The 15776-nt window shown below is 63.0% G+C and carries 16 protein-coding genes; 13 read left to right on the forward strand and 3 right to left on the reverse strand.

Annotated elements, in window-relative coordinates; genetic code table 11:
- Position 1 precedes the first annotated feature (1 nt).
- The 9 genes from K8U54_RS25245 to K8U54_RS13060 all read left to right on the forward strand — a co-directional run bounded on the left by K8U54_RS25245 (position 2) and on the right by K8U54_RS13060 (position 8857).
- Positions 2-424, forward strand: coding sequence for a hypothetical protein (locus K8U54_RS25245; RefSeq protein WP_349654554.1), 423 nt, complete (start codon positions 2-4; stop codon positions 422-424).
- Positions 409-624: a hypothetical protein gene (locus K8U54_RS13025; RefSeq protein WP_249906263.1), complete on the forward strand. Its 216-nt coding sequence runs from the start codon at positions 409-411 to the stop codon at positions 622-624. Before K8U54_RS25245 ends, K8U54_RS13025 begins: the two co-directional genes overlap by 16 nt.
- Positions 617-2815 carry a phage tail protein gene (locus tag K8U54_RS13030; RefSeq protein ID WP_249906264.1) on the forward strand — a complete coding sequence of 733 codons (2199 nt, stop codon included), beginning with the start codon at positions 617-619 and terminating at the stop codon, positions 2813-2815. Before K8U54_RS13025 ends, K8U54_RS13030 begins: the two co-directional genes overlap by 8 nt.
- A 1-nt stretch (position 2816) precedes the next feature.
- Positions 2817-3761 (forward strand): hypothetical protein, encoded by a 945-nt coding sequence (locus K8U54_RS13035; RefSeq protein ID WP_249906265.1) that lies wholly within the window; start codon positions 2817-2819, stop codon positions 3759-3761.
- A gap of 170 nt (positions 3762-3931) precedes the next feature.
- Positions 3932-5377, forward strand: coding sequence for a cytochrome ubiquinol oxidase subunit I (locus K8U54_RS13040; RefSeq protein ID WP_249906266.1), 1446 nt, complete (start codon positions 3932-3934; stop codon positions 5375-5377).
- A gap of 2 nt (positions 5378-5379) precedes the next feature.
- Complete coding sequence (cydB, locus tag K8U54_RS13045) at positions 5380-6387, forward strand: cytochrome d ubiquinol oxidase subunit II (RefSeq protein ID WP_249906267.1); 1008 nt, start codon at positions 5380-5382, stop codon at positions 6385-6387.
- Positions 6387-6530 (forward strand): DUF2474 domain-containing protein, encoded by a 144-nt coding sequence (locus K8U54_RS13050; RefSeq protein ID WP_249906268.1) that lies wholly within the window; start codon positions 6387-6389, stop codon positions 6528-6530. Before cydB ends, K8U54_RS13050 begins: the two co-directional genes overlap by 1 nt.
- A 402-nt stretch (positions 6531-6932) precedes the next feature.
- Positions 6933-8009 carry a methyl-accepting chemotaxis protein gene (locus K8U54_RS13055; RefSeq protein WP_434060026.1) on the forward strand — a complete coding sequence of 359 codons (1077 nt, stop codon included), beginning with the start codon at positions 6933-6935 and terminating at the stop codon, positions 8007-8009.
- Positions 8010-8041: 32 nt separating this feature from the next.
- Entirely contained in the window at positions 8042-8857 is an 816-nt protein-coding gene (locus K8U54_RS13060; RefSeq protein WP_249906270.1) for a nitrate- and nitrite sensing domain-containing protein, read from the forward strand.
- Between the two features lie 18 nt (positions 8858-8875).
- On the opposite strand, the gene K8U54_RS13065 is transcribed toward K8U54_RS13060, so the two are convergent.
- A complete protein-coding gene (locus tag K8U54_RS13065; RefSeq protein ID WP_249906271.1) occupies positions 8876-9664 on the reverse strand; it encodes a transporter substrate-binding domain-containing protein in 789 nt (262 codons plus the stop codon).
- A 429-nt stretch (positions 9665-10093) separates the two neighbouring features.
- On the opposite strand from K8U54_RS13065, the gene K8U54_RS13070 reads away from it, so the two are divergent.
- Both K8U54_RS13070 and K8U54_RS13075 read left to right on the forward strand, forming a co-directional pair.
- A complete protein-coding gene (locus K8U54_RS13070; protein WP_249906272.1) occupies positions 10094-11536 on the forward strand; it encodes a TldD/PmbA family protein in 1443 nt (480 codons plus the stop codon).
- Entirely contained in the window at positions 11536-12855 is a 1320-nt protein-coding gene (locus K8U54_RS13075) for a TldD/PmbA family protein (protein ID WP_249906273.1), read from the forward strand. Before K8U54_RS13070 ends, K8U54_RS13075 begins: the two co-directional genes overlap by 1 nt.
- Before the next feature lie 75 nt (positions 12856-12930).
- Here K8U54_RS13075 and K8U54_RS13080 read toward each other — a convergent pair whose 3' ends face one another.
- Positions 12931-13227 (reverse strand): type II toxin-antitoxin system RelE/ParE family toxin, encoded by a 297-nt coding sequence (locus tag K8U54_RS13080; RefSeq protein ID WP_249906274.1) that lies wholly within the window; start codon positions 13225-13227, stop codon positions 12931-12933.
- Positions 13215-13472, reverse strand: coding sequence for a type II toxin-antitoxin system Phd/YefM family antitoxin (locus tag K8U54_RS13085; protein ID WP_249906275.1), 258 nt, complete (start codon positions 13470-13472; stop codon positions 13215-13217). The genes K8U54_RS13080 and K8U54_RS13085 overlap by 13 nt, the downstream gene beginning before the upstream one ends.
- Positions 13473-13725: 253 nt before the next feature.
- On the opposite strand from K8U54_RS13085, the gene K8U54_RS13090 reads away from it, so the two are divergent.
- Positions 13726-14745: a substrate-binding domain-containing protein gene (locus K8U54_RS13090; protein ID WP_249906276.1), complete on the forward strand. Its 1020-nt coding sequence runs from the start codon at positions 13726-13728 to the stop codon at positions 14743-14745.
- On the forward strand, positions 14729-15733 hold the full coding sequence (locus K8U54_RS13095; RefSeq protein ID WP_249906277.1) for an ABC transporter substrate-binding protein: 1005 nt from the start codon (positions 14729-14731) through the stop codon (positions 15731-15733). Before K8U54_RS13090 ends, K8U54_RS13095 begins: the two co-directional genes overlap by 17 nt.
- The last annotated feature ends 43 nt before the right edge of the window (positions 15734-15776 follow it).

A 15776-nucleotide genomic window follows, 5' to 3' on the forward strand; every position in this document is an offset into this window, starting at 1 on the left:
AATGGTAGTCCCATGGCCGCAAATCATCATGCTGGTAGCCTCGTTCGCCATCAGCTACCTAAACCGCCCGAAAGCGACGACGCCCAAACCTGCCGCTTTCGAGGACTTCGACTTTCCGGTCGCCGAAGTCGGTACCGCGCAGTACGTCATCTTTGGCGATGTGTGGATCGCTGACTGGATGGTGCTGACCTACGGAAACTTCCGCACCACCAAGATCAAGTCCAAGGGAGGCAAGAAGTCGATCGGCGGATGGACGCCTGGCCTCACACCAGGAACAACCAACCCGATCGAGGCGAAATGGCGCGCCCCTTGGGATCCGGTCGGTGACAAGCTGATCGAGTGGGACCCAACCCAGCCTCAGGAGCCCGATGACGACGGCCTCGGTAGCGGTACTGTAGGAGGTAACACATGGATACCTCAGTGATACGGGCCTGGCCGCGCCACATCCACGAACTCGGCCAATGTGCTCGGGGCGCCCGTGCGATCGCTGAGAACCTGAACCTGGACTATAGCCGTTTCGTTCTCGAGGGTATGCCTGTGGACGAACTGCGTGCTACCGGCAACGCCTTTGCCATAGCACTGGCTGAACACGCTGAGAAGGAAGCCGCCAATGGGCATGGGTAACAAGCCGCAGACGATCGGCTATCGATATTTCATGGGTATCCATATGGGCTTGTGTCGCGGTCCGATCAACGAGCTGCGCGAGATCCGAGTTGGCGACCGCACTGCCTGGAGGGGCTCAGCGGTGGGGCAGGCACGCTGGCAGATCACCGCCAGTTCGCTGTTTGGTGGCGATGAGGGTGAAGGCGGCATTTACGGCACCATCGACATGATGCTCGGTACTGAGACCCAGCCAGTGAATCCGCGCCTCAAGCGGATGCTGGGCAGCGCGCTGGTGCCGGCATTCCGCGGGATCACCACGCTGTTCTTCGATGGCCTCATCAGCTCGATGAACCCTTACCCTAAGTCTTGGAAGGTGCGCGCGCGTCGTGTTACCTCCGGCTGGGATGACGATATAGTCTGGTACCCCGAGAAGTCGGTGATCTGGCAGGGCGACAACACCATCAGTAGCATGAACCCCGCCCATATCATTTATGAGGCGTTCACGAATCGGGATTGGGGGCGGGGTCGAGCGACTGCACGTATTCATGAGGCTTCGTTTCGCGCTGCGGCTGATCAGCTGTTCAACGAGGGCTTCGGGTTGTGCATCTGTTGGCGTCGCCAGGATGGCCTCGGAACGCTGGTAAAGAGCGTGATCGATCATATCGGCGCGGTGCTGATCGATGACCTGGTTACTGGCCAGGTGTCCCTGCGCCTGATCCGTGACAATTATGTGGTCGCTGATCTACCAATGTTCGATGAGGACTCTGGGCTGCTTGGCATCGATGATGATGACGCCGCTGATGGCTCGATGGCCACCAACGAGATTGTGGTCAAGTTTCGCAACATGATGGACAGCGGCAAGGACGACCAGGTGCGCGTGCAGAACAACGCCGGCATCCAGTCCGTAGGGGCGGTGCTTTCTGAAACCGTCGACTATCCGCATATCCCAACCAGCGGTTTGGCCGGGCGACTTGCACAGCGTGACCTGGCTGCCAAATCCGCAGCCGTTCGGCGCTTCAAGGTGCGCCTCGATCGCCGCGGGGCCGGCATCCTCCCAGGTAGCGTGTTCCGTGTTCGCTCGCGCAAGCGTGGATACGAACAGCTGGTGCTGCGCGCCGGGCAATGTGACTACGGCACGCTGCAGGCTGGCACGGTCACCATCAGCTGTGTAGTGGATGCCTATGGCCTGCCTGAGACCGCGTACGTCGCCCCACAACCACCGACCATCAAGCCTCCGACCAACGAGCCCCTACCGGCTACCGTGCGCCGCGTGTTCGAGATTCCATACCGCGACTTGGTGCGCTACCTCGATCCCGCTCAGCTGACGTTGGTCACTGAAATATCCTGTGGTGTTGGGGTGATCGCTAGAAGGCCAAGCGCTGCGGCGCTGGGGTACACGCTGCTGACCCGAGTCAGTAACGCAGGTTTTGGCGGAGTTGATGCCGGTGACTGGTGTCCGACTGCTCAGGTGGTTACCCCTCTGGATTACCTTACGACATCGACCCGTCTCACTTATGGCACTGATATTTCGACCGTTCAGGCCGGCGATGTCGGCATGATTGATGATGAAATTGTTCGAGTCGTGAGCCTCGACATCGACACCGGCGATCTAGTTCTGGCCCGAGGCTGCTCCGATACAGTTCCTGCGAAGCATCTGATCGGCGCGCGCATATGGTTCTATGGATCAGACACAGCCGTGGATCCGGCCGACTACGCGCCAGGGGTAACCATCCAGGCCAAAGTCCAGACCCGCACGTCTACTGGCTTGCTCGACATCGAGCAAACGCCAACTGATAGCTATCTCACTGTAGGACGCCAAGCACGCCCGTTCCCTCCAGGGCGTTTCATGATAGGTGGGGCCTCCTATCCCGTAAGCACTGTGGGAAGCGTGGTTTCGACCTGGACGCACCGCGATCGCCTCGCCCAAGCCGACCAACTGGTTGATACAAGTGTCGGCAATATCGGCCCCGAAACTGGTACTACCTACAGCGCTCGGATGCTTAGAGCTGACACTGGTGCTGTGCTGGCAAGCCAGGCAGGCATCAATGGCCTGACAGCTACGCTTTCTTCCTCCTATGAAGGGGAGGTAGTCGTGGAGCTTTGGTCAGTGCGCAGCGGGCTCGAAAGCTTCCAGCGGCATCGCCACCAGCTCACGCTCCTTCAACCCCTAGTGGCACCTAGTAATCTCACCGCCACTTACCTGGAGCAATAACATGAGCGTCCACCTGAAGTGGCAGAACAACAGTTTGGGCGACGCTATCGTTGTATATCGCAGCGCGACACCGATCAGCCCAGAAGCGCTACCGACACCAATTGCAACCTTGGAGGCCGAGGCCCAGAGCTATGATGATTTAGACGCTGTAGATGGTGAGACCTACCACTACCGCTTGCAGCTAGTGCGTGGCACCGCTGGCGTGTTTAGCGAAGAAATCGTGTTCTTGGTATCGCCACCTCCAGCGTTCAGTCCTGCAGAGCTTTTCACTCCAGACACCCTTGGTGCCTTTCTCAACATCAGTGACATCGACACTCTCTGGTCAGATGATGCGGGTACTGTAGCTGCCGCAGTGGGCGATAGAGTCGCGCTGATAAAGGACCAATCTGGCAACGGATGTCATGCCTATCAAACCGACCCATCTCGCCGGCCTTACCTCAGGCGTGATGCTGCAGGTGCACTCTATCTAGAGGCAAACGCTTTCAACTGGATGTATCTGGGCAATACCGCTAGCCAGACCAGCCTGGGTACGTTTGCGTTAGTCATTGCGCAGCGTGCTCTCAATAGCTCTACCGTCGCTGTCGGCAAGCCTCACGCTGCATCTCACAGCGATCCGTTCTTCAGATGGGCGTTCTGGCGGACGGATAGCCGGATCGAATGCCGCGTGAACGGCACCCCATACACCTCAGGAGCCGGCTGGGGAACGACAGATAAGGTATTGGTGCTGGACACAGCAGCCGGTGTTCTGAAGGTTCAGGGAGGCAGCGGCGCGTTCCCAGCTCAAACCATCACCTACCCAAATGCGGTACAAGCACGGCTATTTGCTAACTCGTCGGGTGGTGAGCTGTTCAGTGGGCGGCTGTATTCGTTGGTTATGGTAGGACGAGCCTTGGCGGAAAGTGAGCGCGAGCAATTGGAGCAGTGGGCAGCCGGTACTATGGCTTAATTGGTAATTCACTTGCTCTATGTGAAAATCTGACCCGAGGAGCTTTATCGCGCCCAAAGGTCAGATTTTTCGCGCCGCGCTACATTAACGCAGTGCTGACAACGCAGGTAGTTTTTAGAGGTGGCATAGAAGAAGTCGATAACCGATAACTCTGATCGAGGGGCACGTCCATGTTCGGCCTAGAGGCTTTGGATCTTGCGCGCATCCAGTTCGCCTTCACCATTTCCTTCCATATCATCTTTCCTGCCATCACCATCGGCCTGGCCAGTTACCTGGCGGTGCTCGAAGGCCTGTGGCTGAAGACCGGGCAAACGGTCTACCGCGACCTCTACCACTTCTGGGTGAAGATCTTCGCGGTCAACTTCGGCATGGGCGTGGTCTCCGGCCTGGTGATGGCCTACCAGTTCGGCACCAACTGGAGCGCCTTCTCGGATTTCGCCGGCTCGGTCACCGGGCCGCTACTGGCCTACGAGGTGCTCACCGCGTTCTTCCTCGAGGCGGGCTTTCTCGGCGTGATGCTGTTCGGCTGGAACCGCGTGGGGCCGGGCCTGCACTTCTTCTCGACGATCATGGTGGCGGTCGGCACGCTGATCTCGACCTTCTGGATCCTCGCCTCCAACAGCTGGATGCAGACGCCCCAGGGCTTCGAGATCGTCGACGGCCGGGTGATCCCGGTGGACTGGTTCGCGGTGGTGTTCAACCCGTCGTTCCCGTACCGCCTGGCACATATGGCCACCGCCGCGTTCCTCGCCACCGCGTTCTTCGTCGGCGCCTCGGCGGCCTGGCACCTGCTGCGCGGACGCGACACGCCGGCGATGCGCAAGATGTTCTCCATGGCGCTGTGGATGGCCCTGCTGGTCGCCCCGGTGCAGGCGGTGATCGGCGACTTCCACGGCCTCAATACCCTGGAGCATCAGCCAGCGAAGATCGCCGCCATTGAAGGCCACTGGGACAACAGCTCCGGCGAGCCGACGCCGCTGATCCTGTTCGGCTGGCCGGACATGGAGCGCGAGGAAACCCGCTTCAAGCTCGAGGTGCCGTACCTGGGCAGCCTGATCCTCACCCACAGCCTGGACAAGCAGGTGCCGGCGCTCAAGGAATTCGCCAAGGAGGATCGGCCCAACTCGACCATCGTGTTCTGGTCGTTCCGGGTGATGGTCGCCATGGGCCTGCTGATGATCCTCGCCGGCGTGTGGAGCCTGTGGCTGCGCTGGCGCGGCAGCCTCTACCAGTCGCGTCCGTTCCTGTACTTCTGCCTGTGGATGGGCCCGTCCGGGCTGATCGCCATCCTCGCCGGCTGGTTCACCACCGAGATCGGCCGCCAGCCCTGGGTGGTCTACGGCATCATGCGCACCGCCGATGGCGTGTCGGCCCACAGCGCCGCGCAACTGGGCCTGACCCTGGTGCTGTTCGTGGTGGTGTACTTCGCGGTGTTCGGCGCCGGCTTCGGCTACGTGATGCGCCTGGTGCGCAAGGGGCCGGTCACCGGTGAGGGCGATCACCAGCATGAAGGCGGGCCGGGTACCCGGCACACCCCGGCACGGCCACTGTCGGCGCCCAAGGAGGGCCTGCACGACGGTGATCATGGCGGCGTCGAAGCGAACGGGAGGGCATGAACATGGGTATCGATCTGTCGATCATCTGGGCGGTGATCATCGTCTTTGGCGTGATGATGTACGTGATCATGGACGGCTTCGATCTGGGCATCGGCATCCTCTTCCCGTTGGTGCCCGACAAGGGCGAGCGCGACGTGATGATGAACACCGTGGCCCCCGTGTGGGACGGCAACGAGACCTGGCTGGTGCTCGGCGGCGCCGGGCTGTTCGCGGCCTTTCCGCTGGCCTACTCGGTGGTACTCAGCGCCCTCTACCTGCCGCTGATGTTCATGCTGCTGGGCCTGGTGTTTCGCGGCGTGGCCTTCGAGTTTCGCTTCAAGGCCAAGGACCACAAGCGGCATATCTGGGACAAGGCGTTCATCGGCGGCTCCATCGCCGCAACCTTCTTCCAGGGCGTGGCGCTGGGCGCGTTCATCGAAGGCATCCCGGTCGAGGGGCGCGCCTTTGCCGGTGGCTCGCTGGACTGGCTGGCGCCGTTCCCGCTGTTCAGCGGCCTGGGGCTGATCGCCGCCTATGCACTGCTCGGCTGCACCTGGCTGATCATGAAGACCGAAGGTCGTCTGCAAAAGCAGATGCACGACCTGGCCCGGCCACTGGCCCTGGCGCTGCTGGCGGTGATTGGCATCGTCAGCCTGTGGACGCCACTGTCCCAGGCGAGTATCGCCGAGCGCTGGTTCACCTTCCCCAACCTGCTGTGGTTCGCCCCGGTGCCGCTGCTGGTGCTGGCGAGCTTCTTCTACCTGCTGCGCTCGGTGGCCAACCACGACAACAGCAAGCCGTTCGTGCTGACCCTGGTGCTGATCTTCCTCGGCTACAGCGGCCTGGGCATCAGCCTGTGGCCGAACATCGTGCCCGGCTCGCTGACCATCTGGCAGGCGGCCGCACCGCCGCAAAGTCAGGGCTTCGCGCTGGTCGGCGCGTTGCTGATCATCCCGATCATCCTCGTCTACACCGCCTGGAGCTACTACGTGTTCCGCGGTAAGGTCACGCCGGATCAGGGGTACCACTGATGAACAACAGCAGCGAAAAGAAACCCCTCTGGCAACGCATCGCCTGGCTGGCCGGCATCTGGACGGTCAGCGTGCTGAGCCTGGGGCTGCTGTCCTATCTGTTGCGGCTGTTCATGAATGCGGCGGGGTTGAGTACGCCTTAGGCCAGTGGACCTTTCGGCTCGGCTTGGTGGGCGAACTTCGCGCCTGCGACCCGACCATGCACCCTGCTGGTGCGCCTGACCCGTGTCGCTAGGAGGGTGCTGGCCAAATGCCGCCTTTTGCTACGCCTTGGCGGCGGTCGCCTTGCTGGCATCGTTTCTGCATTGCATCCCTCATACACATGCGCAGGGGCGCACCTCTGCAAGGCAACGACGCCTGAATGCACTGCAGCTTTCATTGCCGTGCATTCAGGCGTTTGTTTAGGGACGGGCCGCACTTCCTGAACTCGCGATGCCCTCGAGGGGGTAATCGGGATCCAGTTGTAGCGGTCAGCGGAGAATGAGTTCATGAAATGGCTTGGCTACCCGGCATTGCTATTGCTACGCGAACTGGGCATCGCCGGCATGCTGCGCAGTCTGCTCGGCATTGCCCTGGTAAGCAGCGCGCTGAGCCTGGCGGGTCACCCACATACGGCTGTTCTGCTGGCCTGGCTACTGTTCGCCTACCTGGCGATCTCCAGCCTATGGCTGCTGCGACGCGAGCTTCTGCTGTTGCAGGGCTATCAGGATCGTCACGCCGATCAGGCTGGCCGGGACCCCGCCGAGGATGATTGGGTATTGCTGCAATCGATCGGTCGAAGCTGGCAGCGCTGGCTCAACCGCGAGCGTCGCCAGCAGCAACTCCTGCAACAACGCCTCGACGAAATATCCCATTCCTCGCAGGAACTCGAACAGAGCTCCGTGCTGGTGACGCGCAATGCCGAAAACCAGAGCGACGCGGCGAGCACGGCGGCGGCTGCGGTCGAGCAGCTGAATGCCAGCATCGTCCAGGTGGCTGCGTTGGCGGAGCAGTCGCGGCAGAGCAGCCTGGTAGCCAGCGAGCAACTGAGTGACGGTATCGCGCGCCTCGGCGAGCTGGTTCAGCAGGTGGTGGAAATGAGCCGCCAGGCAGAAACCACCAATGAGCTGATCCTGCTGCTGAACGCCAATTCGCAGATCATCAATCAGATGTCCGGCACTATCCGTGGCATCGCCGACCAGACCAATCTGCTGGCACTCAACGCGGCGATTGAGGCCGCCCGCGCTGGAGACAGGGGGCGCGGCTTCACGATAGTCGCCGAGGAGGTCAGGCGCCTGGCGCTGCACAGCCAGGAATCGGCGGCCGAGATCAGCCGCAACATCGTCTCGGTACAACAGCATATCCAGAGCGCCACGGTGAAGGTGGCCGGCCTTAGCGAGCTGGCCCAACGCAGTGCGCAAAGCTCGAAGGCCGTGTGCAGCCTGCTCGACCAGGTTCAGCAGTGCACCTGGCAACTGACCGAGCAGGTCGAGCAGGTGGCCGTCAGCACCGAGCAGCAGGGCAAGGCGGTGACGGAAATCGCCGAACTCTCCGACCGCGTGCGCCAGGGTAATGTCGATAACCTCAAGGCCGCCGACCAGACCCGCACCATCGCCCATCATCTGGCAAGCCTGACGGGTTGATGGCGATGGAGGGATGGTACGGATACGCCTCTGTGGTCTGCGTCCTGGTCAGCCTGGTGATGATGGTCTTGGCCCTGCATCGCCGTCGGTTGCGCCAGAAACGGGCACATATTCGCGCGAACATTCGTCAGTTGGCGCTACTGCGCTCGCTGATCGCCGGCCTCCAGCGTCATCGCGGCCTGAGCAACGGCGTGCTCTGTGGCGATGCCGGGCTGAGCGACGAGCTGGCCGCCACCCGGCGGTCGCTCGAAGAGCAGATGCGCATTGCCGCAACCTTCAACGGCAGTCACGCCGCTGGATGGGGTGGCCTGATCGATCACTGGTCGCGCCTGCAGGAAGGGCGCAGCACCAACGCAGCCAACAACCTGGCGCAGCATCACCTGATCATTCGCAACAGCATCTTCCTGATGGAAGACGTGGCCAGCGAGATCGACCTCAGTGAAGGCCGTAGCGATTTCGCCTATTTGCCGTGTATCTGGCGCGAGGTGGTGCAGGCCGCGGAATGGGCCGGCCAAGCCCGGGCGTTGGGGACCGGCATCGCCGCTGCAGGAAAGAGCAGTGCCGAGCAGCGCATACGCCTGCGCTTTCTCTACCAGAAGATCGAGCAACTGGCTGGCGACGCCTTTGCCACTCTGCAGGCGGAGCGTCACCTGTTTCAACTGGCCCGGCGCCAGCAGGCGATCGAGGCGTTTCTGTTGTGCATCGAGCAGGAGCTGCTCGGCCGGGAACAACCGAGCATTGCGGCGAAACGCTATTTCCAGCATGCCACCCTGGCCATCGAGGAGTTGTTGGGCCTCGTCGATACGGCCTTGCTGCAACTGCAGCCGCAGCCCCTGAAGGGTGGTTGATCGCTGGTTCGCGTGCCCTTACTGCCCCGGCACGGCCAGCCAGTGGTCAAGGGTTTTCTGATAAGCGCCGGTGGCCTTGCTCAGGTGCAACCACTGATCGACGTAGCTTTTCCAGGCCATATCGTCGCGGGGCAGCAGGTAGGCCTTCTCACTGTATTGCATGTAGTTCTTCGGGTTGACGGCGCACAGGCCGGGCATGCGTTTCTGCTGATACAGGGCCTCGGACGTGTCGGTGATCATCACGTCGGCGCGCTTATCCAGCAGCTCCTGGAAGATGGTCTTGTTGTCGTGGAAGTTCAGCTGGGCCTCTGGCAGATAGGCTCGCGCAAAGGCTTCGTTGGTGCCGCCGGCCGGCTCGATCAGGCGTACCTCTGGCCTGTTGATCTGCTCGACGGTCTGGTAACGCGACACGTCTTCGCAGCGCACCAGGGGAATCTTGCCGTCCACATCCAGGGTGCTGCTGAAAAAGGCCTTCTTCTGGCGCTCCAGCGTCACCGAAATACCGCCCATGCCGATATCGCACTTGCCTGCCACCATATCCGGCATCAAGGTCTTCCAGGTGGTCGGCACCCACTGCACCTTCACCCCAAGGCTCTGCGCGAGGGACTGGGCCATCTCGATATCGATGCCCTCGTACCCACCGTCTTGGCGCAGAAAGGTATAGGGCTTGTAATCGCCGGTGGTGCACACCGCCAGTTGCCCTTTCTCCAGTACCTTGTCCAGATGCGATGGCGTTTGCTGAGCCTGGGCAAAACCTGAGAGTCCGATAAGCACGGTGGTGATGGCGCTGATTTTTAGATTTTTCATGGTAGGAAGACTCGCGGTTAAAGGCGGTAAGCGAGGGCACAAGGTAAGGATAAGGGCCTGGAGCGGCAAGGCCCGGAGAAGACTTGTGTTCCGAGCCGGTGCTTTGAGTGCGGTGAACCAGCTTCGTGTTATCGACCTACGGGAATCAGCTCTGTAGGGCATACTGGGCGGCGATCCATTCGCGAAGCAGTGCGCCTTGGAGCGCGGGGCTCCGGTTGTGGTGCCGAACCAGGCATGAGTCGGCGGACTATTCGCTGTGGTTGCGAGCGGCCGGCGTTCCGTTTCCGCCCCAGAGGTTAAAATAGGGGGCTCCAGCACTGCGCCAGCAAATAGCCATCCGTCTGCGACGTACTCACAACCTTTCTGGTTGCCCCATCCCGCCAATCCTTCCCATACTGCCTCCCTATGCCGCCTACCAAGGGAGCCTCCATGTTCGCCATCAGCGAAACCCTAGAACGCCGCTTCGCCGCCCTGCATTGCACCGCCGATTTCTGGTCGCTGCGCCATGTGCGGGAAACCACCGAGCGCTATGGGGTGCGCCGTAATGTGGCGCGGGCGCCGTCGTTTGCCGACGATGCGGGCGCCATGCTCAGCGTGCGCGTCGCTGGCGTGGAGGCTTATGCGGCGACCAGCGATCTCAGCCAGGCCGGCTTGCAGGCGGCGCTCGACAAGGCCGAGGCGTTGGCGCGGCAGCTGGCGGGGCGCAATCTGCTCGATCTGCATGAGCTACCGGTGCCTCATCAGCAGGCCGATGACGTGATGCCTGGCTACCAGCGCAGCCTGGCCAGCCCGGCCCACTGGTACGAGCTGCTGGCGGCGGAGTCGGCGCGGGTACCGCGGGATGGGCGGCTGGTGGACTGGTACGCCGGGCTGACCTTTACCGCCACCGAGCAGATTTACCTGAACAGCGTCGGCGCCCGTCTGCGCCGCGCCCAGCATTACGTCTTCCCGCAGCTGGGCGTTACCGCCAGCGATGGCGCCGACAGCCAGAGCCGCAGCTTTGGCGGCACTCATCTCGCGCGCCAGGGCGGTGCCGAGGTGATCGATGAACTTGGCCTGGTCGGCACCGCCAGCCGTATTGCCGACGAGGCACTGCAATTGCTGCTGGCACCCAACACACCGAGCGGCCATCGCGATCTGCTGCTGATGCCGGACCAGATGATCCTGCAGATCCACGAGTCCATCGGCCATCCGCTGGAGCTGGATCGCATCCTGGGTGACGAGCGCAATTTCGCCGGCACCAGCTTTATTCGCCAGGAGGATTTCGGCCGTTATCAGTACGGCTCGGCGCTGCTCAACGTGACCTTCGACCCGACGGTGGCGGGCGAGCTGGCCAGCTATCGCCATGACGACGACGGCACCCCGGCGCAGCGCGAATACCTGATCCGCGAGGGCATCCTGCAGCGGCCGCTTGGCGGTGCGCTGTCGCAGTGGCGCAGTGGGCTTGAAGGCGTGGCCAACAGCCGCGCCTGCAGCTGGAACCGGCCGACCCTGGATCGTATGGCCAACCTCAATGTCGAGCCCGGCACCCAGCGCCTGGAGCAACTGATCGGCGGCATCGAACGCGGCATTCTGATGAGCAACAACCGCTCCTGGTCGATCGATGACGCGCGCAACAAATTCCAGTTCGGCTGCGAGTGGGGCCGCCTGATCGAGAACGGCGAACTCAAGGGTGTGGTGAAGAACCCCAATTACCGCGGCATCTCCGCGCAGTTCTGGCGCAACCTCAAGGCGGTCGGCGATGCCAGTACCTTCGAGGTGCTGGGCACGCCGTATTGCGGCAAGGGCGAGCCGAACCAGGTGATCCGCGTCGGGCATGCCACTCCGGCGTGCGTGTTCGCCGATGTCGACGTATTTGGAGGGGCAGCCTGATGAACGCACGTCAACATTTCGAGGCGTTGCTCGCGCACTTGGACAGCCAGTTGCAGGCCGGCGAAGGCTTTACCCTGGAGTACCAGGCCGAGGCTTCGGACTTTATCCGCTTCAACCATGCCCGCGTGCGCCAGGCCGGCCAGGTCCAGCAGGTGTACGCCACCCTGGCGCTGTACCAGGGCGAGCGGCATGGCGACTTCGAACTGGCCCTGAGCGGGGTGATCGATGACGACCTGACGCGCCTTGACCAGGCGTTACAGCGCCTGCGTGCGGTATTGCCGACGCTCGCCGACGACCCGTACCTGCGCCTGAATCGCGAAGCCTGGCGCGGCGAGACGGCGACGGGTGAGGCGGTTCAGCACAGCGAGGCGGCCATCGCCCAGATCAATGAAGCGGCCGCCGGGCTGGACCTGGTCGGCTTCTACGCCGCCGGGCCGCAGTACCAGGGCTTCGCCAGTTCCTGGGGCGCCTTCGGCTGGCACGGGGCGAGCAGCTTCAACTTCGAGTTCAGCCTGTTCCACGACAACGGCCAGGCGGTTAAAAGCAGCTACGCCGGTGAGCAATGGGATGCCCAGGCCTTCGCCCGTAAACTGGCGTTCGCCCGTGAGCAACTGGAGCACCTGGGCAAACCCGCCCATGATTTGAAGCCAGGGGCGTATCGCGCCTATCTCACACCAGCGGCGCTGGAGGAGTTGTTCGGGTTGTTCGCCTGGGGCTTTTCCGCCGAAGCACTGGCCACCGGTGGCAGCCCGCTGCAGCGGCTGTTCGCCGGCAGCGCCAGCCTGAGCGACAAGGTGACGCTAGACGAGCGCATCGAAGGCGGCCTGGCGCCGGCCTTCACCCGCGAAGGGCCACGCCAGCCACTACGGTTGGTCAGTCAGGGCAAGGCGGGCGAGCGCCTGGTCAGCTCGCGCAGTGCCGCCGAGCACGGGCTGATCGCCAATGGCGCGGGCAGCGGCGAGTACCCGTTCTCGCTGCAGCTGCACGGCGGCGAGCTGGAGGAGGGCGAGATCCTGCAGCGCCTCGGCACCGGGCTGTATATCGGCAACCTGTGGTACAGCAACTTCTCCGACCTGCCGGCCGGGCGCCTGACCGGCATGACCCGCTTCGCCACCTTCTGGGTCGAGGACGGTCGCATCCAGGCGCCAGTGAACACCATGCGCTTCGACGACTCGCTGTTCGACTTCCTCGGCGCGAACCTGGAAGCCCTGACCCGTGAACCGGAGCTGCTGCTGCCCAGCGGCACCTACGGCGCCCGGCAGACCGGCTCGATGGCGCTGCCCGGCGCCTTGCTGTCGCGGTTTACCCTGACGCTTTAAGGGACGCATCCCTGGGTATCGCCAGCCGCATGCTGAACAACACTCATCCAGCATTTGCCGTATCCACAATGAGGCTCACTCGAGCATATGAGCGCGCAGCACACGCTCTTCTCGCATGATGTGGATGATAAAAACCGTTGTATCCGAGGCGCGGTAGAAAACCCGGCAGGGTAGGACAACGATTTCGCGATACACCGAGTTTGGCAGCTCATCCGGGACGCGGCCCGACAAAGGGAACTCCGCCAAACGCCCGACCGCTTCAACCACCTTGCTGACCAACGCGCGAGCGGCATCGGGTTTGTCGAGCGCGATGTAGTGCGCCAGCTCGTCGAGTTGCTGGAAGGCCGGATTGGTCCAAACTATTTCAGCCATTTGCCCAGCCGTTCCTTAGCCTGTTCATGGCTGACGATATTGCCTTCGACCACGGCTCGTTCCCCTTGGGCCAGCGCATCCAGCAGTGCAAGGCGCTTCTGCATGAACTGGTAGTCATCGACATCCACCAGATAAGCCGATGGCATACCGTGCTCGGTGATCAGCACGGGCTCTTTGGATTCGTGAAGATCGGCAAGGATCTTGGTGGCCTGTCGCTTCAGGTTGGTGACCAGCTCGACTTTCATGGCGGGGGCTCGGTGCAAGAATGAAAGTGCCACTTTAGTGATACTTCCCTCTTCGGGCAATGATTGGTCCATGGGGAGTGCTTGGTTGGACTGGCGGCCTGTTCGCTTCGCTACAAGCGGCCGGCGTCCCGGTCCGCACTACGCAGAATCAGAAGGCGCGGGCTGAAACCGAACTGTCATCCCCGTGTCGCGCGACTGCCATCTGCGCTCGCTAAGTTGCTCGCCAATGAGATCGATCTCAAGGCGAGCGAGCATGACGGATCTGAAAGAGGTTGCCCTCCGCGCGGGCGTGTCGCGGGCCACCGCTGCGCGGGCTTTTGCCTCGCCAGACATGGTGCGCCCGCACACCCGTGAGCAGGTGTTCGCCGCGGCGCGCCAGCTGGGCTTTCGCCCCAACCGCCTGGGCCGGCAGCTGCGTTTGCAGACCACCCAGCTGATTGGCGTGGTGGTGCCCAACCTGCTCAACCCGGTGTTCGCCGAACAGTTCCAGGCCATGGAGCAGGCGGCGCGTGGGCGGGGCTACAACCTGCTGCTGGCTACCACCGACTACCATGCCGAGCGCGAAAGCGAGGTGGTCGAGGAGCTGCTGCGCCAGCGCGTCGACGGCCTGGTGCTGACGGTGACCGATGCTCGCAGCAACCGCGTGCTGCAAAGCCTGGCTCAGGAAGACACGCCCTTCGTGCTGGCCTATCACCAGCCCGAAAACCGCGAATACAGCGCCGTATCGGTGGATAACCACGCCGGTATGGCGCTGGCCACCCGGCATCTGCTGGCGGCCGGCCACCGGCGCATCGGCATGGTGGCGGGGTCGGCGTTGCAGTCCGACCGTGCCCGGCTGCGTTATGCCGGCTATCGGCAGGCCATGCACGCGGCCGGGCTACCGGCCTTGCCGCTGATCGAGATGCCTGCCCACACCCAGGCCGATTTCGTCGCCATCCAACCCTGGCTCCAGGGCCAGCAGGCGCCCAGCGCGCTGGTGTGCTCCAACGACCTGCTGGCCATCAGCCTGATCAACGTGCTGCGCCGCAATGGCTGGAGCGTGCCGCGCCAGCTGTCGGTGATGGGTTTCGACGGCATCGCCCTCGGCACCCAGGTGCACCCGACGCTGTGCAGCGTGGTGCAGCCCATCGCCGACCTGGCGCACACCCTGATCGACCAGCTGCTGGCGCAGATCGCCGGCGCCACCCCCGTATCCCACTGCCTGCCGTGCCATATCCGGCCAGGTGAAAGTATCCGCCCCTTCGAGGAGACGCCCGATGACCCGCTTCCGTAAAACCCTTGCAGCCCTGCTGCTGTGCGGTACCGCCAGCCTGAGCCAGGCCGCCGAGACGGCGATCTGCTACAACTGCCCGCCGGAGTGGGCGGACTGGGGCGCGCAGCTCGCCGCGATTGCCGAGAACACCGGCGTGAAGGTGCCGCTGGACAACAAGAACTCCGGCCAGGCCCTAGCACAGCTGGTGGCCGAGCGCGCGGCACCGATGGCCGACGTGGTGTATTACGGGGTGACCTTCGGCCTGCAGGCGCAGAACGCCGGGGTGGTCGGCAGCTACAAGCCAAAGGGCTGGGACGACATTCCCGCCGGGCTGAAAGACCCTGAAGGGCACTGGTTCGCCATTCACTCCGGCACGCTGGGCATCATGGTCAACGTCGACGCACTGGGCGGCCTGCCGGTGCCGCAAAGCTGGGCCGACCTGCTCAAGCCCGAGTACAAGGGCATGGTCGGTTACCTGGACCCGTCCAGCGCCTTCGTCGGCTACGTGTCGGCGGTGGCGATCAATCGCGCCATGGGCGGCGACCTCGACGACTTCGCCCCGGCCATCGACTACTTCAAGAAACTGGCCGGCAATTCGCCGATCGTGCCCAAGCAGACCGCCTATGCGCGGGTGCTGTCCGGTGAGCTGCCGATCCTCGTCGACTACGACTTCAACGCCTACCGCGCGCGCTACAAGGACCAGGCCAATGTCGCCTTCGTGATTCCGAGCGAAGGCAGCATCAGCGTGCCCTACGTGATGAGCGTGGTGGACAACGCGCCGCACCGCGCCAACGCCGAGAGGGTGCTGGACTTCGTGCTCTCCGACCAGGGCCAGGCGCTGTGGGCCAATGCCTACCTGCGGCCGGTGCGCCCGGTGCAGATGCCCGCCGAGGTGGCGGCGCGCTTCCTGCCAGAAAGTGACTATGCCCGCGCCGGCGTGGTGGATTACCAGAAGATGGCCGCGGTGCAGAAAGCCTTCGCCGCGCGTTATCTGAAAGAGGTGCGCTGAGGTGAGCAGCGCCCTGAGCAACCGTGCTGCCGTAAAGGCCGAT

The organism is Pseudomonas fulva, from assembly GCF_023517795.1.
Lineage (GTDB): Bacteria > Pseudomonadota > Gammaproteobacteria > Pseudomonadales > Pseudomonadaceae > Aquipseudomonas > Aquipseudomonas fulva_D.